This is a genomic window from Nonomuraea fuscirosea, assembly GCF_003001935.1.
GTDB lineage: Bacteria > Actinomycetota > Actinomycetes > Streptosporangiales > Streptosporangiaceae > Nonomuraea > Nonomuraea fuscirosea.
This window is the reverse complement of sequence record NZ_PVNG01000001.1, coordinates 201,474-222,241: the sequence shown is the minus strand read 5'-3', so window position 1 is coordinate 222,241 and position 20,768 is coordinate 201,474. Positions and strand designations below refer to the sequence as shown.

The following is a 20,768-nucleotide window of genomic DNA, read 5'->3' as shown; positions in this document are numbered from 1 at the left end:
CGCCGCCTGAATCCTTCCCGGTCAGCGGAATCCTATCTATAGGACGAGGTACGCCAAAGAATGCGTGACACGTCCGGATCCGGGGTGACCCCGCGCAGCGAGAGCCAGGCCAGCCCGTGGTGGGTGGCGTAGGCGGCCAGCTTGCGGGCGTCGAGTTCGCTCAAGTCGGCCCGGCCCGCCAGCACGGGTGTCAGCGCGATGCGCGGCCAGGCGTGACCGGGCTCCGCCAGGCCCTGGGCCCGCGCGATCTGCGCGCCGGCCGCCCGTACCGCGGTGGCCACGCGGCCCAGGCGGGCGCCCCGGGCGGTGCGCGGCTCGATCGGGGCCAGCAGGTTGACGATGGCGACCTCCGCGCCGGCCTGGCGGGTGGCGCGCAACATGGCGACGTCGCCGGGGGTGAGCCCGTCGTGCCGCAGCGGCAGCGTGAAGCTGACCCGGAGCCGCCGTTCGCGCTGCACGGCCTGGATGGCGCGGGCCCGGCGCAGCACGGCGGCCCTGTCGGCGCTGTCGCGGACCTCGAAGACGATCTCGGCGGCGTCGAAGGCGCCGACCACCCGGCGGTAGGCGGCGCTCAGCCCGCCCGGCCTGGTGCAGGTGGCGGCCAGTTCGCGGCCCTCCGGGCCGCCGAGCACGGGGGCCGCGTCGCCGCCCATGGCCCTCAGCCTGGCGATCCGGCCCGCCATCGGGCTCGTGCGCGGGCCGGCCGCGCCGCTCCAGCGGGGCGTGCAGCCGTCGCCGCCGGCGACGAGGTGGCCGAGCGCGTACCGGCGGACCCCGGTGCGGCGGGACTCGGCGGGCAGGTCGAACGCGGGCTGCCTGGTCAGGTCCACAAAGCCGACGAACCCCACGAACGCGGCGGGAGGCTCGTCGGCCTGGGCCGGTAACGGCGCCGGCGTGGCAGGTGGGCGCGCGGCGGGCGGGCGGGACGGCGAGGCCGCGCCCGCCGGGAGCATCCTGATCGCCACGGCGGTGGCGGTGGCGAGCAGAAGGGCCCCGAGCAGGGCGAGCGGGCGGGGGAGCGTGCCCGGCTCCCTCTTGTGCCGAGACATGTGGCCACCCCAGGTGGTCGATCGGCTACGGAACGGCGCTGGCGGGTGGAACGCTAGCAACCCCGCGTGGCGACGCGTGGGGCTTTTCCGGTACGCGTCCGTTGTGTGCGGATAATGTGCACATGAAGTTGCGGATCTTCACCGAACCTCAGCAGGGCGCCACGTACGACGACCTGCTCTCCGTCGCCCAGGCCACCGAACGGCTGGGTTTCGACGCTTTCTTCCGTTCTGACCACTATGCGCGCATCGGCGCCGGCGACCCCGGCGCCGGCTCGTCGGACGCCTGGATCACCCTGGCCGGCCTGGCCCGCGAGACGTCCAGGATCCGCCTGGGCACGCTGGTGACGCCGGCCACGTTCCGGCTGCCCGGACCGCTGGCGATCAGCGTGGCCGGGGTGGACCGGATGAGCGGCGGCCGGGTGGAGCTGGGCCTCGGCACCGGCTGGTTCGACGCCGAGCACGCGGCGTACGGCATCCCGTTCCCGCCGGTGGGCGAGCGGTTCGGCCGGTTCGAGGAGCAGCTGGAGATCATCACCGGGCTGTGGACGGCGGAGAAGCACTACTCCTTCGAGGGCAGGTACTACCGGCTGGCCGACTCGCCCGCGCTGCCCAAGCCGGCGCAGTCGCCGCGCCCGCCGATCATCATCGGGGGGTTCGGGGCCAAGCGCACGCCCCGGCTGGCGGCCACGTACGCGGACGAGTACAACCTGCCGTTCCACGGCCTGGCCGACACCGGCGCGGCGTTCGACCGGGTGCGCGCGGCGTGCGAGAGCACCGGGCGCACGCTGACGCTGTCGGTGGCGCAGACCACCGTGGTCGGGGCCGACGACGCGGAGGTCGAGCGGCGGGCCGCCGCCATCGGCGAGGACGCGGGCCGGCTGCGCGAGAGCGGCCTGGCGGGCACGCCCGCCGAGGTGCTGGAGAAGATCGGGAAGTTCGCCGAGCTCGGAGCGGAGCGGGTCTACCTGCAGATTCTCGACCTGGGCGACATGGAGCACCTGGAGCTGATCGCCGCCGAGGTGCTCGCGCACCTGTAGTAATCGGTTGGACACTTCGTGGCATTACGGCAGACTTGGCCCGTGCTGCTGACGATCACGACCACCGCCAGGCCCGCGACCGACCTCGGATTCCTCCTGCACAAGCATCCCGAGCGCGTGCAGGAGTTCGGCCAGTCGTTCGGCACGGCCACGGTGTTCTACCCCGAGGCGGGCGACGAGCGCTGCACGGCCGCGCTCATGCTGGAGGTCGACCCGATCGCGCTGGTCAGGTCGCGCGGCAAGAACTCGCCCGACTTCACCCTGTCGCAGTACGTCAACGACCGCCCCTACGCGGCCTCCTCGCTGCTGTCCGTGGCGCTGGCCGACGTGTTCAGGACGGCTCGGGCGGGCCGCTGCAAGGCCCGGCCCGAGCTGCCCGGCAGGCCGCTGCCGCTGGAGCTGCGCCTGCCCGCGCTGCCCTGCCGGGGCGGCCCCGATCTGGCGCGGCGGCTGTTCGAGCCGCTCGGCTGGGAGGTGGAAGCCCGGCCCGTGCCGCTGGACGAGGGCTTCCCCGAATGGGGCGAATCCCGCTATGTCGGGCTTAGCCTGCGCGGCACCGCGCTTCTGTCCGACGCGCTCAACCACCTCTATGTGCTGCTGCCGGTCCTCGACGACGCCAAGCACTACTGGATCGCGCAGGACGAGGTCGACAAGCTGATCAGGGCGGGCGAGGGGTGGCTGCACGGCCATCCCGAGCGCGGCCTGATCTCCCGGCGCTACCTCGGCCGGCGCTGGGCCCTCGCGCGTACGGCGCTGTCGCGGCTGGCCGAGCTGGGCGACGAGACGGAGGAGGAGCTGGAGCCCGCGGTCGAGGAGGACGCCCCGGCCGGAGCCACCGCCTCCGACGAGGCGGCCGCCGCCGAAGCCGAAGCCGCCGCCACGGACGCCGACACCGCCGCCGCGCGGGCCGGGTCCGGGAGTGCGGAGACCGCCGTACCGGAAGCCGGGGCCACCGCCGGGGAGGAAGCCGGGGCCGCCGCCGGGGAGGAAGCCGGGGCCGCCGCCGGGGAGGAAGGTGAGACCGGGGCCAGGCCGAAGCCGCTCAACCTCAAGCGGCGCGAGGCCGTGCTGGCCAAGCTGGAGGAGCTCGGCGCGTCCAGGGTGATCGACCTCGGCTGCGGCCAGGGCGAGCTGGTCGGCGCGCTGCTGTCCCGGCCCAGGTTCACCAAGGTCAGCGGCATGGACGTCTCGCCGATGGCGCTCACCATCGCCGCCCGCAAGCTGCGCCTGGAGCGCATGCCGGACGCCAAGCGCGCCCGGCTCACGCTCTTCCAGGGCGCGCTCACGTACGCCGACAAACGGATGACCGGCTACGACGCCGCCGTCCTGATGGAGGTGATCGAGCACGTCGACCCGCCGCGCCTGCCCGCGCTCGAACGGGTCGTGTTCGGCCGCGCCAAACCTCTGCACGTGATCGTCACCACCCCCAACATCGAGCACAACGTCCGCTACGAGTTCCTGACCGGCCTGCGCCACCCCGACCACCGCTTCGAGTGGACCAGGGCCGAGTTCGCCGCCTGGGCCGCCCGGGTCGCGGACCGGTACGGCTACCAGGTCGCCCTCGAACCGGTCGGCGACGACGACCCCGAGGTCGGCCCGCCCACCCAGATGGGAGTGTTCACCCGTGATCAGCGTTCCTGAGCTCTCCCTCGTGGTGCTCGTCGGCGTGTCCGGCAGCGGCAAGTCCACGTTCGCGAGCAGGCACTTCAAGCCCACCCAGATCATCTCCTCCGACTACTGCCGCGGCCTGGTCTCCGACGACGTCAACGACCAGTCGGCCACCCCGGCGGCGTTCGACCTGCTGCACCACATCGTCGGCGTGCGCCTGGCCAGGGGCCTGTTCACGGTGGTCGACGCGACCAACGTCCAGTACCAGGCCCGCAAGAGCCTCATCGACCTGGCCAGGAGCCACGACGTGCTGGCCGACGCGATCGTCCTCGACGTGCCCGAGGAGGTGGCGATCGAGCGCAACGCCGGCCGTCCCGACCGCGACTTCGGCCGCGGCGTGGTGATCAGGCAGCGCAAGGACCTGCGCCGCTCGCTCGGCAAGATCCAGCGGGACGGGTTCCGCCGGGTGCACGTGCTGCGGGGCCCCGAGGAGATCGACCAGGCGGTGATCACGTACGAGAAGGCGTGGTCCGACCGGACGGAGCTGACCGGCCCGTTCGACATCATCGGCGACGTGCACGGCTGCCGCTCGGAGCTGGAGACGCTGCTGCGCGAGCTGGGCTGGCGCTTCGACGGGCCGCTGCCGCGCCATCCTGCGGGCCGCACGGCCGTGTTCGTCGGCGATCTGGTGGACCGGGGCCCCGACTCGCCGGGCGTGCTGCGCCTGGTCATGGACATGGTCGAGGCCGGCACCGCGATCTGCGTGTCGGGCAACCACGAGCAGAAGCTGGTGCGCGCGCTCAACGGCCGCAAGGTCAACGTCACGCACGGGTTGCGGGAGTCGCTCGACCAGCTCGCCGCGCAGCCGCCCGAGTTCGTGGAGCGGGCCAGGACGTTCATGGACGGCCTGCTCAGCCACTACCGGCTGGACGGCGGCCGGCTGGTGGTCGCGCACGCGGGCCTGAAGGAGGCCTACCACGGCCGCGCCTCCGGCCGGGTGCGCGCGTTCGCCCTGTACGGCGACACGACCGGCGAGACCGACGAGTACGGCCTGCCGGTGCGCTACCCGTGGGCCGACGAATACCGGGGCCGGGCCATGGTCGTCTACGGGCACACGCCCACGACCAGGCCGGAGTGGGTCAACAACACGATCTGCCTCGACACCGGCGCCGTGTTCGGCGGCCACCTGACCGCGCTGCGCTACCCGGAGCGCGAGATCGTCCAGGTTCCCGCCGAGAAGGTGTGGTACGAGCCGGCCAAGCCGCTCGGCGACGCGACTCGCGACCCCGGCATGCTCGACATCGGCGACGTGATCGGCACCCGGCACGTGGAGACCCGGTTCGGCGCCACGGTCAAGGTCATGGAGCAGAACTCCGCCGCCGCGCTGGAGGTCATGAGCCGCTTCGCGGTGGACCCGCGCTGGCTGGTCTACCTGCCGCCGACCATGGCCCCGCCGGAGACCTCCCGGCTCGACGACTACCTGGAGCACCCGCACGAGGCGTTCGAGGAGCTCTCCGCCGCCGGGGTGGGCGAGGTCGTGTGCGAGGAGAAGCACATGGGCTCGCGGGCCGTGGCCGTGCTGTGCCGCACCCCGGAGGTGGCGCGTGACAGGTTCGGGGTGGCCGACGGGAGCACGGGCGCCCTCTACACCCGTACCGGGCGGCCGTTCTTCGCCGACACCGGGCCGCTGGTCGAGCGGCTGCGCGAGGCGTGCGAGCCGCTCTGGGCGGAGCTGGGCTCCGACTGGGTGGTGCTCGACTGCGAGCTGCTGCCCTGGTCGGCGAAGGCGGGCGAGCTGATCAGGTCGCAGTACGCCTCCGTCGGGGCGGCCGCCCGCGCCGCGCTGCCCGAGGCGGTCGCGGCGCTGGAGGCGGCGGCCGGGCGCGGCCTGGGTGTGAGCGAGCTGCTCGACCGCACCCGGCGCCGGTCCTCCAACGCTGCCCTGTTCCGCGACGCCTACGCGCGTTACTGCTGGCCGGTCGACGGCCTGGAGGGGATCCGGGTGGCGCCGTTCCAGATCCTGGCCTGCGAAGGGCGGGCCACGGCGCTGGAGCCGCACGCCTGGCACCTGTCCACGCTGGCGCTGCTCGACTCGCCGCTGATCACCCCGACCCGGCACGTCTTCGTCACCCTCGGCTCCCCCGAGTCGCGGGCGGAGGCGACCGCCTGGTGGGAGGAGCTGACGGCGGCCGGCGGCGAGGGCATGGTGGTCAAACCCGCCGTGCCCACGCCCGGCCGGGTGCAGCCGGGGGTGAAGGTGCGCGGGCGCGAATACCTGCGCATCATCTACGGCCCCGACTACACGGAGTCGCTCGACGTGCTGCGCCGGCGTTTCCTCGGCAAGAAGCGCTCCCTGGCGCTGCGCGAGTACGCGCTCGGCCTGGAGGCGCTGACCCGGCTGGCGGACGGCGAGGCGGGCTGGCGGGTGCACGAACCGGTCTTCGCCGTGCTGGCGCTGGAATCGGAGCCGGTCGACCCGCGCTTGTGACGGGAATACGAGGGTGATCGCAGGGTAGTTCCCCGACCATTCAGGGGAAGGACCGGCATGGCTACTCAGTACACCCATAACGAGCATCTCGGCCACGTCGTGTTCATCACGGCGGCGGCCGCGATCGGCGGGTTCCTGTTCGGCTACGACAGTTCCGTGATCAACGGCGCGGTGGTCGGCATCCAGCAGCACTTCCGGGTGGGCGCGGTCGAGATCGGGTTCGTGGTGGCCATCGCGCTGCTGGGCTCGGCCCTGGGCGCCTGGGTCGGGGGCGGGCTGGCCGACCGGTGGGGGCGTACGCGCTCGATGCAGGTGGCGGCGATCCTGTTCGCGGTCAGCTCGATCGGGCAGATGCTGCCGTTCGCGGTCTGGGACCTGGCGTTCTGGCGGATCGTCGCGGGGTTCGCGATCGGCATGGCGTCGGTGCTCGGGCCCGCGTACATCGCCGAGGTGGCCCCGCCCGCCTACCGGGGGCGGCTGGGATCGTTCCAGCAGCTCGCCATCGTGCTCGGGATCGCGGTGTCACAGCTGGTCAACTATGTGATCGCGCAGCTAGCCGGGGGCAAGGTCAACAACGTGCTGCTCGGCCTTGAGGCCTGGCAGTGGATGCTGGGCGCCTGCGTCGTACCGGCCCTGCTGTATCTGCTGTTCGCCCTGAACATCCCCGAGTCGCCGCGCTACCTGATCATGGCGGGCCGGACCCAGCAGGCGCGCCAGGTGCTGGCCGAGGTCGAGGGCGACGACGTGGACCTCGACTCCCGCATCTCGGAGATCCAGAACGTGCTGCGCACCGAACGGGTCCCCGGGCTGAAGGACCTGCGCGGCAGCGCGCTGGGGCTGCTGCCGATCGTGTGGATCGGCATCGTGCTCTCGGCCTTCCAGCAGTTCGTCGGCATCAACGTGATCTTCTACTACTCGTCCGTGTTGTGGCAGTCGGTCGGCATCAACCAGAGCGACTCGCTGCTGATCAGCTTCTCCAGCTCGATCATCAACATCATCGGCACGTTCATCGCGATCTCGCTGGTCGACCGGATCGGACGCAAGCCGCTGCTCCTGATCGGCTCGGCCGGCATGGCGATCTCGCTGGCCACCGCGGCGTGGGCGTTCAGCTTCGCCGGGGGCGCGGGCGAGCCGGTCACCCTCCCCGGCCCGCAGGGTGCCGTAGCCCTCATCGCCGCGAACCTGTTCGTGCTGTTCTTCGCGCTGTCGTGGGGCGTGGTGGTCTGGGTGCTGCTCGGCGAGATGTTCCCCAACCGCATCCGCGCCGCCGCCCTGGGCGTCGCGGCCGCGGCCCAGTGGATCGCCAACTGGCTGATCACCGTGTCGTTCCCGGCCATGTCGGAGTGGAACCTGCCGCTCACGTACGCCGTCTACGCGCTGTTCGCGCTGCTGTCGTTCCTCTTCGTGAGCAAGTGGGTCAAGGAGACGAAGGGCCGCAAACTGGAGGACATGGGCTAGTCTCCGGCACGTGCTCGACGACGTTCTCGGCCCCTCGCCCGACGTGCTGTTCTGCGGCATCAACCCCGGCCTGATGTCCGAGGCCACCGGCCACCACTTCGCCCGGCCGGGCAACCGCTTCTGGCCGGCGCTGCACCTGTCCGGCTTCACGCCGCGCCTGCTCGCCCCGGCCGAGCAGCACCTTTTGCCCTCGTACGGGCTGGGCATCACCAACCTCGTGCCCCGGGCCAGCGCCAAGGCCTCGGAGCTGACCAGGGAGGAACTGGCGCGCGGCGGGGCGGACCTGGCTTCGAAGGTGGCGCGGGTGCGTCCCAAGGTGCTGGCCGTCCTCGGCATCTCCGCCTACCGCACGGCCTTCGCCCGCCCCAAGTCGGTCATCGGGCCGCAGGACGAGCTGGTCGGCGGGGTCCGGGTCTGGGTGCTGCCCAACCCGAGCGGCCTCAACGCCCACTGGACGGTCACCACGATCGCCGGGGAGATGGCCCGCCTGCGCGCCTCCCTGTGACTCACCTGGCGGGTCTTGACGTGACGGCGCGGGCTCGCCGGCGGGGGTCAGGGTGAGGGTGCCGCCTCGTTCCGGCGGTTGTGCGCCCGCCGGGTCCTGTCCGCGCTCGCCGGTGAGCCCGGCCGTCCGCGCGCGTCCACATGAAGGACGGGCGCGGCGTGCGTCCCCTGTGCGTCAGCGGGCGGCGAAGTCCTGGGTCCAGTAGATCTTGCCCTTGCCGTCCTTCACCGCGCCGACCCCGATGAGGTTGTACTTGCAGTTCATGATGTTCGCCTTGTGGCCGGAGCTGTTCATCCAGGCCTGGACGACCGAGGCGGGGCTCGGCTGACCCGCGGCGATGTTCTCGGCCCAGCCGGAGCCGCCGGTGAAGCCGGCGCCCTTGATCCGGTCGAGGAAGCTGCGCCCGTCCTGCGAGGTGTGGCTGAAGTAGTTCTTGGCCGCCATGTCGGCGGAGTGCCCGTGGGCCGCGGCACGCAGTTGCGGGTCGTGCTTGAGCGCCGAGCAGCCGCCCTTGGCGCGCTCGGCGTTGGTCAGCCTGACGACCTCGTTCTCCTCGGCCGAGCCGACGCCGCCGGAGGCCGGGGGCGGGGTGGTGGGCGTGCGGGTGGGCGTGGGGGTCGCCGTGCGGGTCGGCGTGGGAACGGGGGTCCCGGGCGACGTCGCGCTCGGGGAAGGCGTCGGTACGCCGCTGCCCGGCGTGCAGGCCAGCCTGACGGCCCTCGACTTGACGGTGCGGCCGCGGTAGTCGGTGGCGGTCGCGTAGTAGGTGCCGGGGACGCAGGGCAGCGCCAGCGTGAGCCGGCCCTTCCTGGTGGCGCCGCTCTTGACGACCCGGTCGGGACCGGGGACGGCCCGGTTGATGCGAATGCGCAGCAGCGCCGGGGTGAAGCAGCCACGGCGGGCGGCCGAAGTCTGGATCTTCATGGTGTCGCTGACGCTCGGCTTGAGCACGCTGACGCGACACCGGGCCGCCTCCGTCGCCGCTGCGGCCTCGGCCGCACTGACGGGTGCGGCGATCGCGGCCAGGCTGACGGCTGCGGCGAGTACCCCAAGGGGTCTACGCATAGGGGTCTTCCTCCAGTTGCGGTAGACGCTGGATGGCACCGCATTCTGTCGGGACCGATACTGATTTGTCATCAAAACTGGGACATTTTCCTAAGGCGGAAGTAAACCCGAGTGACGCCTGAGGCGTCTGCGCAGGCCACTGGGCATGGACCGGAACCCCGGCGGGCACGCGTGAAACGGCCCCCGCACCGGAGGTACGGGGGCCGAGGTCGCGCCGCGATCACGTGAGCCGAATCACTCGCGGTCGAGCAGCGCCACGCACTCCACGTGATGGGTCATCGGGAAGGCGTCGAAGGCCCGCAGGTCGGACAGCGCGTAGCCGCGCTCGCCCAGCCAGGCCAGGTCGCGGGCCAGCGTGGCCGGGTCGCAGGAGACGTACACGATGCGCAGCGCCTCCAGCGAGGCGATCCGGTCGACCACGTCGCGGCCCAGCCCGGACCTGGGCGGGTCGACCACGACGAGGTCGGCCCGCTCGATCTGGAAGCGGTCGAGCGCCTCCTCCACGCGCCCCCGCTCGACCGTGGCCTGCGGCAGGTCGCGCAGGTTGGCCCGGGCGTCGCGGACGGCCGCCGCCTCCGACTCCAGCCCGAACACCGCCCCCTCGGGCCCCACGGCCTCGGCCAGCCCGGCCGCGAACAGCCCGACCCCGCAGTAGAGGTCGAGCGCCCACTCCCCCGGCTCCGGCGCCGCGTACGCCAGCACCGCGTCCAGCAGCGTCTCGGCGGCCCCCGGATGCACCTGCCAGAAGCCGCTGCCCGCGACCCGGAACTCCCGGTCGCCCACCTGCTCGTGCAGCACCCCGGAGCCGCGCCGCGGCACCGTGCGTCCCTTGCCCTGGTCGAGCAGGATCGAGGCGGGCGCCTCCAGGTCGGGCACGGTCACGCTGCGCCGGGGCCTGGGCGCGACCACCACGGCCCGGTCGCCGCCCGAGGAGGCGATGACCTCGACCCCGGCGGCCCCCGGCCACAGGTGCTCCTCCACGCCGACCGCCTCGACCTCGGGGTGGGCGATCAGGCAGGCGTCCACGACCTCGACGTCGTGCGAACGGTGCCGGCGGAAGCCCAGCTCGCCCCCGGCCGTGGCGGCGAACTGCACCCGTGTGCGCCAGCCGAGCCCGTCCTTCGCGCCCGGCACCTCCTCGACCACGACCTCGCGCTCGATGCCCGCCAGCCGGCGCAGCTGCTCGGCCACGACCTGCGCCTTCAGCCGCCGCTGCGCCTCCGGGGTGGCGTGCTGCCAGTCGCAGCCGCCGCAGCGCCCCGGCCCCGCGTACGGGCACGGCGGCACCACCCGGTCGGGCGAGGCCTCCAGGATCTCCACGGCGTCGGCCCGCAGGAAGCGGGTGGTCTCCTCGGTCACCTCGGCGATCACCCGCTCGCCCGGCAGGGCATGCCGGACGAACACCACCCGCCCTTCGTGGCGCGCCACACACCAGCCGCCATGGGCGACCGGACCTACCGTCAGCTCGAGAGATGCCTGTTCCACACCCGACACCCTAGCGTCCACCCGCTATGACCACTTATCCGACTTGGTCCACTACTCTAGGTGACCGTGGACAGGTCGAGGGTGGTACAGCGGCGGCTCGGCTTCGGCGGCACGCTGCTGGCCACGCTGTTCGCCTGCGCCTCGCTGACGCCGTCGCTGCTGCCGCGCACCTGGCTCTACCAGGGCGTCATGGGGGCGGTGACCGGCATCCTCGGCTACGCGGCCGGGGCGGGACTGGGGGCGCTGGGGCGGGCCGTGATCCCGTACCGGCTGCCCGCGCGGTGGCGGCGGATCGCCTGGCAGGTCCTGCTCGGCGTGTGCGCGGGTCTGGTGGTGGTGACGCTGTCGTACAGCCTGGACTGGCAGCGCGACCTGCGGGCGCTCATGGGCAAGGACACGGAGATCGCCTGGTTCCCGCCACTGATCCTGGGCGTGACGATGGCGCTGTTCGCCGCGGCCCTGCTGGCCGCCCGCCTGATCCGGCTGGGCGGGCGGCGGCTGAACGCCTGGCTCGACCGGTACGTCCCCGTCTACGTCGGCCACGCCATCGGCGTGCTCGTCATCGGCCTGCTGGTGGCGGTCGTGGCCAACGACGTGCTGTTCAACGGGTTCGTGGCCAGGATGAGCGACATCTCGTCCGTGGCCAACGAGGGCACCCATCCCGGCGTGCGCCGGCCCGTGTCGGCGTACGTGTCGGGCGGGCCCGGCTCGCTCGTCAGCTGGGAGTCGCTGGGCAGGGAGGGCCGCCGCTTCACCGGCACCGCCGCGACGCCGGCCCGGCTCTCCGCCTTCTCCGGGCGGCCCGCCGCCGATCCCATCCGGGTTTACATCGGGCTTGACAGCACCGGCTCGCCGCGGGCCCAGGCGGCGCTCGCGGTGCGCGAACTGGAACGTACCGGGGCCTTCGGCCGCCCGGTGCTGGCCGTGCTGGGCACCACGGGCACCGGCTGGGTGGATCCGCGCATGGCCGACAGCCTGGAGTACCTGTACAACGGGCGCTCGGCCATGGTCGCGCTGCAGTACTCGTACCTGCCGAGCTGGGTGTCGTTCCTGGTCGACCGGGACAAGGCGGCGGCTGCCGGGCGGGCGCTGTTCGAGGCCGTACGCGAGCGGTGGGCCCGGCTGCCCGCCGGGTCGCGGCCGAAGCTGCTGCTGTCGGGCGAGAGCCTGGGGTCGTTCCAGATGGAGAAGTCCTTCCGCGACCTGCGTGACCTGGTGTCCAGGGCGGACGGCGCGGTCTTCGTGGGCCCGCCGAACGCCAACCCCATCTGGAGTCACCTCACCGCCGGCCGCGACCCCGGCAGCCCGGTCTGGCGGCCCGTCTACCGGCGCGGCAGGACGGCGAGGTTCGCCCAGTATCCGGCGGATCTGTCCAGGCCGGGCGGTCCGTGGCCGCGGCCGCGCGTGGTCTACCTGCAGAACGCCTCCGACCCCGTGGTGTGGTGGTCGCCGCGGCTGATCTACCGCAGGCCGGCCTGGCTGGAGGGCCCGCGCGGTCCGGGCGTCAACCCGCAGATGAACTGGTTCCCGCTGGTCACGTTCTGGCAGGTGCTGGTGGACATGACGGCCGCCCTGGACGTGCCGCCGGGACACGGCCACCGCTACGGCGCCAACATCGTGGACGGCTGGGCCGCCGTCGCCGCGCCGCCGGACTGGAACGCCGGCGACACGAGACGCCTGCGCGCGCTGATCAGCACGCGGTGATGTGACCGCCTGGGCGGGCCGATCAGCGGGAGCTGATCTGACCGTCGTCCTTGACAGTCTGCTGCCACGGACGGCGTACGGCCCCCGGCGCGAACGGCTCGGGCCGGCCGAGGAGCCGGTCGGAGGAGTGCAGCTGCCACGGCACGCTGGTCACCATGACCCCCGGCTTGAACAGCAGCCGCGCCTTCAGCCGCAGCGCGCTCTGGTTGTGCAGCAGGTGCTCCCACCAGTGGCCGACCACGTACTCGGGGATGAAGACGGTCACCACGTCGCGCGGTGAGCGCCTGCGCAGGGTCTTGACGTAGTCGATGATCGGCTGCGTGATCTCGCGGTAGGGGGAGTCGAGCATCTTGAGCTGCACCGGGATGCCGCGCCGCTCCCACTCCTCCTGCAGCTTGCGGGCCTCCTCGCCCTCGACGCCGACGGTGATCGCCTCCAGCGTGGAGGGCCGGGTGGCGCGGGCGTACGCGAGCGCGCGCATGGTCGGCTTGTGGATCTTCGAGACCAGCACGATCGCGTGGTTGCGCGCGGGCAGCATGGCCGGCTCGTAGTCCTCGGTGAGCTCCAGCTCGGCCGCCACGTTGTCGTAGTGACGCCTGATGCCCTTCATCATGAGGAACAGGATCGGCATCGCGATCACCACGATCCACGCCCCGACCAGGAACTTCGTCAGCAGCACGACGATCAGCACCAGCCCCGTCATGACGCCGCCGAAGAAGTTGATCACGCGCGAGCGGTGCATCTGGTGCCGCGCCTTCGGGTCGGTCTCCGTCTTCAGATGGCGGGTCCAGTGGATGACCATGCCGGTCTGGCTGAGCGTGAAGGAGACGAAGACGCCGACGATGTAGAGGTTCAGCAGCCGGCTGACGTCGGCGTCGAACCCCCACAGCAGCAGGCAGGCGGCCAGGGCCAGGATGATGATGCCGTTGGAGAAGGCCAGCCGGTCGCCGCGCGTGTGCAGCTGGCGCGGCAGATAGCGGTCCTGGGCCAGGATCGAGCCGAGCACGGGGAAGCCGTTGAAGGCCGTGTTGGCCGCCAGGAAGAGGATCAGCGCCGTCACCGCCGAGATGAACACGAACGGCAGCGACCCGCCCCCGAACACCGCGTCGGCCACCTGGGAGATGATCGGCTGCTGGTAGTAGCCGGGCCCGACGGGCGTGCCGTCCGGCCGCAGCAGATCCTCGGCGACCACGGACGGCTCGGCCACCTTCACCCCGGAGGCCAGGCCGAGCGCGATGATGCCGCCGAACATGGTGATCGCGACCAGGCCCATCATGAGCAGCGTGGTGGCGGCGTTCTTGCTCTTGGGCTTCCTGAACGCGGGCACGCCGTTGCTGATGGCCTCGACCCCGGTCAGCGCGGCGCACCCGGAGGAGAACGCCCGCAGCACCAGGAAGGCCGCGGCGAAGGCCGTCAGGTTGGTCTGCTCGGGCGCGATGCTGAAGTGGGCGCTCGGCGCCCGGATCTCCTCCCCCAGCGCCAGCAGCCGGAAGCCGCCCCAGGCGATGAGGAACAGCACGGAGATCATGAACGCGTACGTGGGGATGGCGAAGGCGGCGCCGGACTCGCGGATGCCGCGCAGGTTGACCACGGTGAGCAGGACGACGATGGCGATGGCGACGACCGGCTTGTGCTGGCCCACGAACGGGATCGTGGCGCCGACGTAGTCGACGCCGTTGGCGACCGACACCGCGACGGTCAGCACGTAGTCGACCATGAGGGCGCTGGCGACGGTGAGCCCGGCGTTCTTGCCCAGGTTGGTGGTGGCGACCTCGTAGTCGCCGCCGCCGCTGGGGTAGGCGTGCACGTTCTGCCGGTACGACGCCACCACGGTGAGCATCACGACCACGACGGCGACCGCGACCCAGGTGCTGAAGGTGTAGAAGGACACGCCGGCGAGCGACAGGATGATGAGGATCTCCTGCGGGGCGTAGGCCACGGAGGAGAGCGCGTCGCTGGCGAAGACCGGCAGGGCGATCCGTTTGGGGAGGAGTTGCTCGTGGAGCTGCCCGCTGCGCAGGGCGCGCCCCACGAGCAAGCGTTTGACAAGATCTGTTACCTTCGCCACGTAACCAGATGCTAGCCCCACGCCGACGTCCTAAACGAGGCGCTCCCCCATCGGTCCATACTGGTGTCGAGCAACCGGCCGACCGCGGAAGTGCGGGGGGAAATGCATATAGTGATCATGGGGTGTGGCCGGGTCGGATCGACCCTCGCGCACATCCTCGAAGACAGCGGCCATTCCGTCGCCATCATCGACCGCGACCCGCAGGCGTTCCGCCGCCTGCGCGCCGGTTTCCGGGGTCGGCGGGTGACCGGCGTGGGCTTCGATCGCGACGTGCTCACCGAGGCCGGCATCGAGTCCGCCACCGCCTACGTGGCCGTCTCCAGCGGCGACAACTCCAACATCATCTCCGCCCGGGTGGCCCGCGAGACGTTCGGCGTCGACAACGTGGTGGCCCGCATCTACGACCCCCGCCGGGCCGAGGTCTACCAGCGGCTGGGCATCCCCACCGTGGCCACCGTGCGCTGGACCGCCGACCAGATCATGCGCCGCATCTCACCCGAGGGCGCCGAGCCGCTCTGGCGCGACCCCACCGGCACCGTCGTGCTGGCCGAGGTCACCGTCCACCCGTCCTGGATCGGCACCCGCGTGCACGACCTCGAAGCGAGCGCCAGGACGCGCGCCGCCTTCGTCAACCGCATCGGGGAGGCCGTGACCATCGCGGACGACACCGTGGTGCAGGAGGGCGACGTGCTGCACGTCATCGCCGCCGAGAACGACATGGACCGGATCAACAAGGTGCTCGCCGCGGCACCGGAGGAGGACGACTGATGCGCGTCGCCATCGCCGGAGCCGGCGCCGTGGGCCGCTCCATCGCGGCCGAGCTGCTGGAGAACGGCCACGAGGTCCTGCTCATCGACGTCGACCCCCGGGCCATCAAGATCGACAGCGTGCCGCGGGCCGAGTGGCTGCTGGCCGACGCCTGCGAGATCGCCTCGCTCGACGAGGCCGGCCTGAACAACTGCCACGTCGTCGTCGCCTCCTCCGGCGACGACAAGGTCAACCTGGTCGTCTCCCTGCTGGCCAAGACCGAGTACGGCGTGCCGCGCGTGGTCGCCCGGATCAACCACCCCAACAACGAGTGGCTGTTCAACGAGTCGTGGGGCGTCGACGTCGCCGTCTCCACGCCGCGCCTGCTGAGTGCGCTGGTCGAGGAGGCGGTGAGCGTCGGCGACCTGGTACGCCTGATGACGTTCCGCCAGGGCCAGGCCAACCTGGTGGAGCTGACGCTGGCGGACGACGCGCCGGTGGTGGGGCAGCGGGCGGGCTCGGTGCCGTGGCCGGTCGACTCGGCGCTCGTGGCCATCCTGCGGGAGGGCCGGGTGCTGGTGCCGACGGCGGACGATCCGCTGGAGGCGGGGGACGAACTGCTCTTCGTCGCCAACCAGGAGGTGGAGCAGGAGCTGGCCCACCTCCTCTCCCAGCACTGACGGCCCCGGCCTCAGGCGGGCGGGTCCTCCCTGCCGAGCGAGAGGCCGTGCTCGTTGGCGAAGACCCGGCGGCACAGGCCGTGGCAGAACCCGTACAGGGTGCCCTCGTGGACGAGCGTCAGGGCGGAGTCGTCGAGATCGACGCCCATGCCGCAGATCGGGTCGATCGCCCTGCCGGGCGGCGCTTCCGGCGCGGGAGCGCGCCACATGGCGCCGTCGCGGTAGGGGCGTGAGACGAACTCCGTGAGGTCCATGGTGCTCATGACCCGGCCGAAGAACCCGATGCCGCCCTCGGTGACCCCGTCCGTGAGGATGATCGCGTGCGGTTCGCGCCGCACCCGGTCCGGATCGCGGCCCGCGGCGCGTTCGGTCTCGGCGAGCACGTCCGTGACGGCGCCCACGACGTGCTCGCACACGTCCTTGCGCCACGAGGCGGGAACGGTCACGCGGACCAGGTAACGCGGCGGGTCCGCGGGATCCGCCGCCGGCCGATCGCCGAGCACCCAGGTGGCCGGCTCGTGCAGGAGCACCTGGGTGATCGTGCGCTGGGTGTCGATGATCTCGATGGCGTGGCTGTCGTCCTCGACCATCAGCCGGTCGATGAGCCCACGCCCCAGCGCCTGGCGTTCGTCCTCGCTCAGCGCGTTCCTCGGCACGAAGACCTCGATGAGCAGCATCGCGCGGTCAACCCCTTCCACCGGACGTCCTGACGGACCTCCAGCGTGCCCCGGAGGGGTATACGACGGCATCACACAGCAGATGCATTGATTTTGTACTGCGAGCGAAGTAGTCACAGCCCGGTCCGCGTCCTCTCTGTGTCGGATCTACTCTTCATACAAGCAGATACGACTAGTAGACGTGTGCAATCGACAACGTCTAGTATTCCCCATGTGACGCTGCGTCGCTGATCGACCACGAATCACTCATCATCCTCACCGCACCCCCGCTTCCCCAGCGGTCGGCGGGGCGGGGCCCACGGCCGGGCGCCGCTCCCCCTGCCGACCGCCGTCCCGCCACGCCCTGCGGCATCCCCCTGCCCGCGGCCCGAACGACCTTGGAGGTCGGCATCGTCATGGAGGAGTACCACGGACTGCACCCCGAACCGCCGAAGAAGGAGGTCCGGAAGATCGCCTGGTATCACGTCCAGGCCAGGCACCCCGCCGTCAGGGTCAAGGCGCACACGTGCGAGGGCGAGCCGGTGGTGTACGAGCTGTGCGCGGCGGCCGGCCTGATGCACATCCGCCAGACCAGGCGCGAGGGCGACCAGACCGTGATCGTGGAGACCGCCTGGGTCCGGGCGTCCGAGGCGTTCGAGATGTGGGCCGCCATCCTTCAGGGAGAGGCCCACTGACCCGGCGTCCCGGTCCGGTCAGACCTGCGAGCCTTGGCGGCGGTGTCCGGTCCGGTCCGACCCGCAGGCTCCCGCGGCGGTGTCCGGTCCGGTCAGATCCGCAGGCTCCCGCGGCGGTCACCGACGATCGCGGGGACCGCGGCCAGCAGCAGGGCGGCGGCGGTCATGGCGAAGGCGGCGATGGCGCTTCTCAACATGGTGGGCCTCGATATGAGCTGAAGTGACCGTGCACCAGCCGTCCTACCCGCGCGAACGGCTGGGGACGGCAACGCCCGGCCCCGGAGCTCTTTACCGCCGCCCGCACTCCCTCCGGGGTCCTCGCCACAGCCCGTCCGGCTCGGGACCCTTCACCGCCGCCCCCGCTCCCTCCGGAGCTCGCTACCCCAGGCCCCACTCGGCCCGCAGTCCTGCCAGGGCCTCGTGGAAGCCGGGGAACGTCTTCTTCACGCATCCCGGGTCGTCCAGGGTGACCCCCGGGGTGCGCAGCCCCGCCACGGCGAACGACATCGCGATGCGGTGGTCGCCGTGGCAGGCGATCTCGGCCAGCCGGGGCGTTCCCGGCCGGATCTCGATCCAGTCGCGGCCCGTGCCCACCTCGATGCCGAGGCGGCGCAGGTTCTCGGCGCACGCCTCCAGCCGGTCGCACTCCTTGACCCTGATGTTGTGGACGTCCTCGATCCGTACGGGGCCGTCGGCGAACGGGGCGATGGCGGCCAGCGTCGGGACGGTGTCGGAGATGTCACGCATGTTGACCGTCAGCCCCCGCAACGTGCCCGTACCGGTGACCGTCACCGCGTCGTGCGACAGGTCGACGTCCGCGCCCATCCGCCGCAGGACCTCGGCGAAGCGCACGTCGCCCTGCATCGCGCCGGAGCCCAGCCCGGGGATGGTGACGCTGTTGCCGGTGAGCGCGGCGGCGGCGAGCGGGTAGCTCGCGGTGGAGGCGTCCGGCTCGACCGCGTAGCCGGCCACCGCCGTGTACGGCCGCGCGGGCACGACGAACGCGTCACCCTCACGCCGCACCTCGACCCCGAAGCCGCGCATCATCGCCAGGGTGATCTCCACGTACGGCGCCGACACCAGGTCGGTCACCGTGATCTCCAGCCCTTCGGAGGTGAGCGGCCCGACGAGCAGCAACGCGGTCAGGAACTGCGACGACAGCCCGGCGTCCAGCGTGATCCGGCCGCCCTTGATCCCGCCGGCCCGCACGGTCAGCGGATGGTGACCCTCCTCGCCCTCGTGCGTCAGATCCACCCCGAGCTCGCGCAGCGCCCGCGTGAGGGGCCCGAGCGGGCGGCGCCGCATCTGGGCGGAGGCGTCGAAACGGAAGACGCCTCGGCCGGCCGCGACGAGCGCGGGCAGGAACCGCGCGGTGGTGGCGCCGTCGCGGCAGAACACCTCCGCCTCCGCCACCGCCGGCCCCTCGGGACGCCCCTCGATCGTCCACGCCTCCGGCCCGCGCTCCACGCGGTAGCCGAGCGCGATCAAGCCCTCCGCGAAGCCTTCCGTGTCGTCGGAGACCAGCGGCCGGCGCAGCACGGTCGTGCCGCCGGCGGCGGCGGCGAGGAACAGAGCACGGGCGGTGACGGACTTCGAGCCGGGAACGTGCATGATGGTCATGGCAGAAAGCCTAGGACCCGCCCGGTCCTGGGTCGGCCCCGCGGCCTGGGACCCGCTCGACGCTGGGCTGCCGCCGGTCAAAGTTCGCCTCGCATTCACCCGCGCGACCGGATCCCCCGCTCCTGCCGGGTAGGGCAGGATCATGCGCTACAACGTGCTGGCCTGCGACTACGACGAGACCCTGGCGAAGGGCGGCGAGGTCGCGGAGGAGACGATCAAGGCGCTGGAGCGGCTGTCCCGCGCCGGGTTCAAGCTGCTGCTCGTCACCGGGCGCCAGCTCGACGACCTCCTGTCCGTCTTCCCGCATCCCGCCCTGTTCGACCTGATCGTTGCCGAGAACGGCGGCCTGCTGTACGACCCGCGCCAGCGCACCTGCGACGCCCTGGCCGCTCCCCCGCCGGCCGAGCTGGCCGACCGGCTGCGCGAGCAGGGTGTGCATCCGCTCGGGGTCGGTCAGGTGCTGATCGCCACCCGCGAGCCGCACGACGTCCAGGTCCTGGCGGCGATCCGCGAGCTGGGCCTGGAGCTGCAGGTCATCTACAACAAGGGCGCCGTCATGGTGCTGCCTCCCGGCGTGAACAAGGCCAGCGGCATGACCGCCGTCCTCGACCGGCTGTCCCTGTCGCGGCACGGCGTGGTCGCGGTCGGCGACGGCGAGAACGACCACGCCTTTCTGGCCGCCGCCGAGTGCGGGGCCGCCGTCGCCAACGCGCTGCCCGCCCTCAAGGACGCCTGCGACCTCTCCCTCGACGAACCCGACGGGCACGGCGTCGGTCAACTGGCCGGCCGGTTGCTGGCGGGCGACCTGGACGCGATGGAGATCCCGCGCCATCACGTCCTGCTCGGGCACGCGGACGGCGAGGAGGTGCGACTGCCCACGTACGGGATGGGGCTGCTGGTGGCGGGGCCGTCCGGCAGCGGCAAGTCCACGGTCACCACGGCGCTGCTCGAACGGCTCGTCGGCGACGGCTACCAGTGCGTCATCGTGGACCCGGAGGGCGACTACGCGGAGCATCCGGGCGTCACCGTGCTCGGCGACCCGGACCGGGTGCCCGGCATGGAGGAGGTGCTGCACGTGCTGGAGCAGCCCGATCACAGCGTCGTCGTCAACCTGATCGGGCAGCAGCTGCGCGACCGGCCGGCGTACTTCGCCGAGTTGCTCCCCCGCCTGACCGGGCTGCGGGCCAAGCTGGGGCATCCGCACTGGCTGGTGCTCGACGAGGCGCACCACCTGATGCCCGCCGAGGTACGCGACGTACCGCTGCGGCATCCCGGCGACCTCGGCGCGCTGCTGATGATCACCGTGCATCCCGACGCGCTCAGCCCCGACGCGCTCCGGCTGGTGACCAGCACGATCGCGGTGGGCAAGGAGCCGCGGAACACCCTGGCCGCGTTCGCCACGGCCCGTGGCCGCGACGTCCCCTCGCTGCCCGCGTCACCGGAGGGCGAGCAGGCGGGCGACATCGCGCTGTGGCACGACGCCGACGGGCACGCGCGCCGGCTCGTGCTCGCGCCCGCCCGCGCCGAGCGGACCCGGCACCGGCGCAAGTACGCGGCGGGCACCATGGCCAAGGACAAGAGCTTCTACTTCACCGGACCCGAGGACCGGCTGCGGCTGCGTGCCAGGAACCTGCACACGTTCGTCGAACTCGCCGACGGGGTGGACGACGACACCTGGCTGCATCATCTGCGGCGCTGCGACTGCTCGGCGTGGATCCGCGAGAGCCTGGGGGACGCCGAGCTGGCGGAGGAGGTGGCGGCGGTGGAAAGCGAGGCGGACGGCCTGGAACCACGCGAAAGCCGCCGCCGCGTCGCCGACCTCATCAGCGAGCGCTACACCCTGCCGGCGGAACCCACCGCCTTCGACCCCGACCACCAGGACCGCTGACCCACAGACTCCGAC

General features: G+C 72.1%; 16 protein-coding genes. 10 read left to right on the top strand and 6 right to left on the bottom strand.

Features of this window, described 5'->3' with window-relative positions:
• Positions 1 to 32: 32 nt before the first annotated feature.
• The gene (locus tag B0I32_RS00995; RefSeq protein WP_106234106.1) at positions 33 to 1,049 is read right to left on the bottom strand and encodes a glycoside hydrolase family 18 protein; all 1,017 of its coding nucleotides are present in this window, start codon (positions 1,047 to 1,049) and stop codon (positions 33 to 35) included.
• A gap of 122 nt (positions 1,050 to 1,171) precedes the next feature.
• Here B0I32_RS00995 and B0I32_RS00990 point away from each other — a divergent pair, with 122 nt between their 5' ends.
• Genes B0I32_RS00990 through mug form a run of 5 tightly spaced genes read left to right on the top strand, consistent with a single transcriptional unit; the run spans position 1,172 to position 8,145 of the window.
• The gene (locus tag B0I32_RS00990) at positions 1,172 to 2,086 is read left to right on the top strand and encodes an LLM class F420-dependent oxidoreductase (protein ID WP_106234105.1); all 915 of its coding nucleotides are present in this window, start codon (positions 1,172 to 1,174) and stop codon (positions 2,084 to 2,086) included.
• A 42-nt stretch (positions 2,087 to 2,128) separates the two neighbouring features.
• Positions 2,129 to 3,727 (top strand): 3' terminal RNA ribose 2'-O-methyltransferase Hen1, encoded by a 1,599-nt coding sequence (locus B0I32_RS00985; protein ID WP_106234103.1) that lies wholly within the window; start codon positions 2,129 to 2,131, stop codon positions 3,725 to 3,727.
• Positions 3,711 to 6,182 (top strand): polynucleotide kinase-phosphatase, encoded by a 2,472-nt coding sequence (locus B0I32_RS00980; RefSeq protein ID WP_106234102.1) that lies wholly within the window; start codon positions 3,711 to 3,713, stop codon positions 6,180 to 6,182. The genes B0I32_RS00985 and B0I32_RS00980 overlap by 17 nt, the downstream gene beginning before the upstream one ends.
• A gap of 57 nt (positions 6,183 to 6,239) precedes the next feature.
• Positions 6,240 to 7,640 (top strand): sugar porter family MFS transporter, encoded by a 1,401-nt coding sequence (locus tag B0I32_RS00975; RefSeq protein ID WP_106234100.1) that lies wholly within the window; start codon positions 6,240 to 6,242, stop codon positions 7,638 to 7,640.
• A 10-nt stretch (positions 7,641 to 7,650) separates the two neighbouring features.
• Positions 7,651 to 8,145, top strand: coding sequence for a G/U mismatch-specific DNA glycosylase (gene mug / locus B0I32_RS00970; protein ID WP_106234098.1), 495 nt, complete (start codon positions 7,651 to 7,653; stop codon positions 8,143 to 8,145).
• 174 nt (positions 8,146 to 8,319) lie between these two features.
• Here mug and B0I32_RS00965 read toward each other — a convergent pair whose 3' ends face one another.
• Together B0I32_RS00965 and B0I32_RS00960 are read right to left on the bottom strand one after the other, a co-directional pair.
• On the bottom strand, positions 8,320 to 9,210 hold the full coding sequence (locus tag B0I32_RS00965; RefSeq protein WP_181306888.1) for a CAP domain-containing protein: 891 nt from the start codon (positions 9,208 to 9,210) through the stop codon (positions 8,320 to 8,322).
• Between the two features lie 234 nt (positions 9,211 to 9,444).
• Positions 9,445 to 10,674, bottom strand: a complete 1,230-nt coding sequence (locus B0I32_RS00960) for a class I SAM-dependent RNA methyltransferase (protein WP_106234804.1) — start codon at positions 10,672 to 10,674, stop codon at positions 9,445 to 9,447.
• Between the two features lie 87 nt (positions 10,675 to 10,761).
• On the opposite strand from B0I32_RS00960, the gene B0I32_RS00955 reads away from it, so the two are divergent.
• Positions 10,762 to 12,399: an alpha/beta hydrolase gene (locus B0I32_RS00955; protein WP_245955447.1), complete on the top strand. Its 1,638-nt coding sequence runs from the start codon at positions 10,762 to 10,764 to the stop codon at positions 12,397 to 12,399.
• A 22-nt stretch (positions 12,400 to 12,421) separates the two neighbouring features.
• Here the strand turns inward: B0I32_RS00955 and B0I32_RS00950 are convergent, their stop codons facing one another.
• Positions 12,422 to 14,467 (bottom strand): APC family permease, encoded by a 2,046-nt coding sequence (locus B0I32_RS00950; protein WP_106234093.1) that lies wholly within the window; start codon positions 14,465 to 14,467, stop codon positions 12,422 to 12,424.
• 102 nt (positions 14,468 to 14,569) lie between these two features.
• Here B0I32_RS00950 and B0I32_RS00945 point away from each other — a divergent pair, with 102 nt between their 5' ends.
• Complete coding sequence (locus tag B0I32_RS00945) at positions 14,570 to 15,235, top strand: potassium channel family protein (protein ID WP_106234091.1); 666 nt, start codon at positions 14,570 to 14,572, stop codon at positions 15,233 to 15,235.
• A complete protein-coding gene (locus tag B0I32_RS00940; protein WP_106234090.1) occupies positions 15,235 to 15,894 on the top strand; it encodes a potassium channel family protein in 660 nt (219 codons plus the stop codon). The genes B0I32_RS00945 and B0I32_RS00940 overlap by 1 nt, the downstream gene beginning before the upstream one ends.
• 11 nt (positions 15,895 to 15,905) lie before the next feature.
• Here the strand turns inward: B0I32_RS00940 and B0I32_RS00935 are convergent, their stop codons facing one another.
• Positions 15,906 to 16,592, bottom strand: coding sequence for a hypothetical protein (locus tag B0I32_RS00935; protein WP_146177995.1), 687 nt, complete (start codon positions 16,590 to 16,592; stop codon positions 15,906 to 15,908).
• Positions 16,593 to 16,966: 374 nt separating this feature from the next.
• Between B0I32_RS00935 and B0I32_RS00930 the strand changes: the two genes are divergently transcribed.
• The gene (locus tag B0I32_RS00930) at positions 16,967 to 17,245 is read left to right on the top strand and encodes a hypothetical protein (RefSeq protein ID WP_146177994.1); all 279 of its coding nucleotides are present in this window, start codon (positions 16,967 to 16,969) and stop codon (positions 17,243 to 17,245) included.
• Positions 17,246 to 17,623: 378 nt separating this feature from the next.
• Here the strand turns inward: B0I32_RS00930 and aroA are convergent, their stop codons facing one another.
• Positions 17,624 to 18,865 carry a 3-phosphoshikimate 1-carboxyvinyltransferase gene (aroA, locus tag B0I32_RS00925; protein ID WP_106234085.1) on the bottom strand — a complete coding sequence of 414 codons (1,242 nt, stop codon included), beginning with the start codon at positions 18,863 to 18,865 and terminating at the stop codon, positions 17,624 to 17,626.
• Between the two features lie 142 nt (positions 18,866 to 19,007).
• Between aroA and B0I32_RS00920 the strand changes: the two genes are divergently transcribed.
• Positions 19,008 to 20,753 carry an HAD hydrolase family protein gene (locus B0I32_RS00920; RefSeq protein ID WP_106234084.1) on the top strand — a complete coding sequence of 582 codons (1,746 nt, stop codon included), beginning with the start codon at positions 19,008 to 19,010 and terminating at the stop codon, positions 20,751 to 20,753.
• Positions 20,754 to 20,768 lie beyond the last annotated feature (15 nt).

What these genes read in the sequence shown, in the direction of transcription:
- B0I32_RS00995 (WP_106234106.1), bottom strand. Translation starts at nt 1,049, where the DNA reads ATGTCTCGGCACAAGAGGGAGCCGGGCACGCTCCCCCGCCCGCTCGCC.
- B0I32_RS00990 (WP_106234105.1), top strand. Translation starts at nt 1,172, where the DNA reads ATGAAGTTGCGGATCTTCACCGAACCTCAGCAGGGCGCCACGTACGAC.
- B0I32_RS00975 (WP_106234100.1), top strand. Translation starts at nt 6,240, where the DNA reads ATGGCTACTCAGTACACCCATAACGAGCATCTCGGCCACGTCGTGTTC.
- B0I32_RS00965 (WP_181306888.1), bottom strand. Translation starts at nt 9,210, where the DNA reads ATGCGTAGACCCCTTGGGGTACTCGCCGCAGCCGTCAGCCTGGCCGCG.
- B0I32_RS00945 (WP_106234091.1), top strand. Translation starts at nt 14,570, where the DNA reads ATGCATATAGTGATCATGGGGTGTGGCCGGGTCGGATCGACCCTCGCG.
- B0I32_RS00940 (WP_106234090.1), top strand. Translation starts at nt 15,235, where the DNA reads ATGCGCGTCGCCATCGCCGGAGCCGGCGCCGTGGGCCGCTCCATCGCG.
- B0I32_RS00930 (WP_146177994.1), top strand. Translation starts at nt 16,967, where the DNA reads ATGGAGGAGTACCACGGACTGCACCCCGAACCGCCGAAGAAGGAGGTC.
- aroA (WP_106234085.1), bottom strand. Translation starts at nt 18,865, where the DNA reads ATGACCATCATGCACGTTCCCGGCTCGAAGTCCGTCACCGCCCGTGCT.
- B0I32_RS00920 (WP_106234084.1), top strand. Translation starts at nt 19,008, where the DNA reads ATGCGCTACAACGTGCTGGCCTGCGACTACGACGAGACCCTGGCGAAG.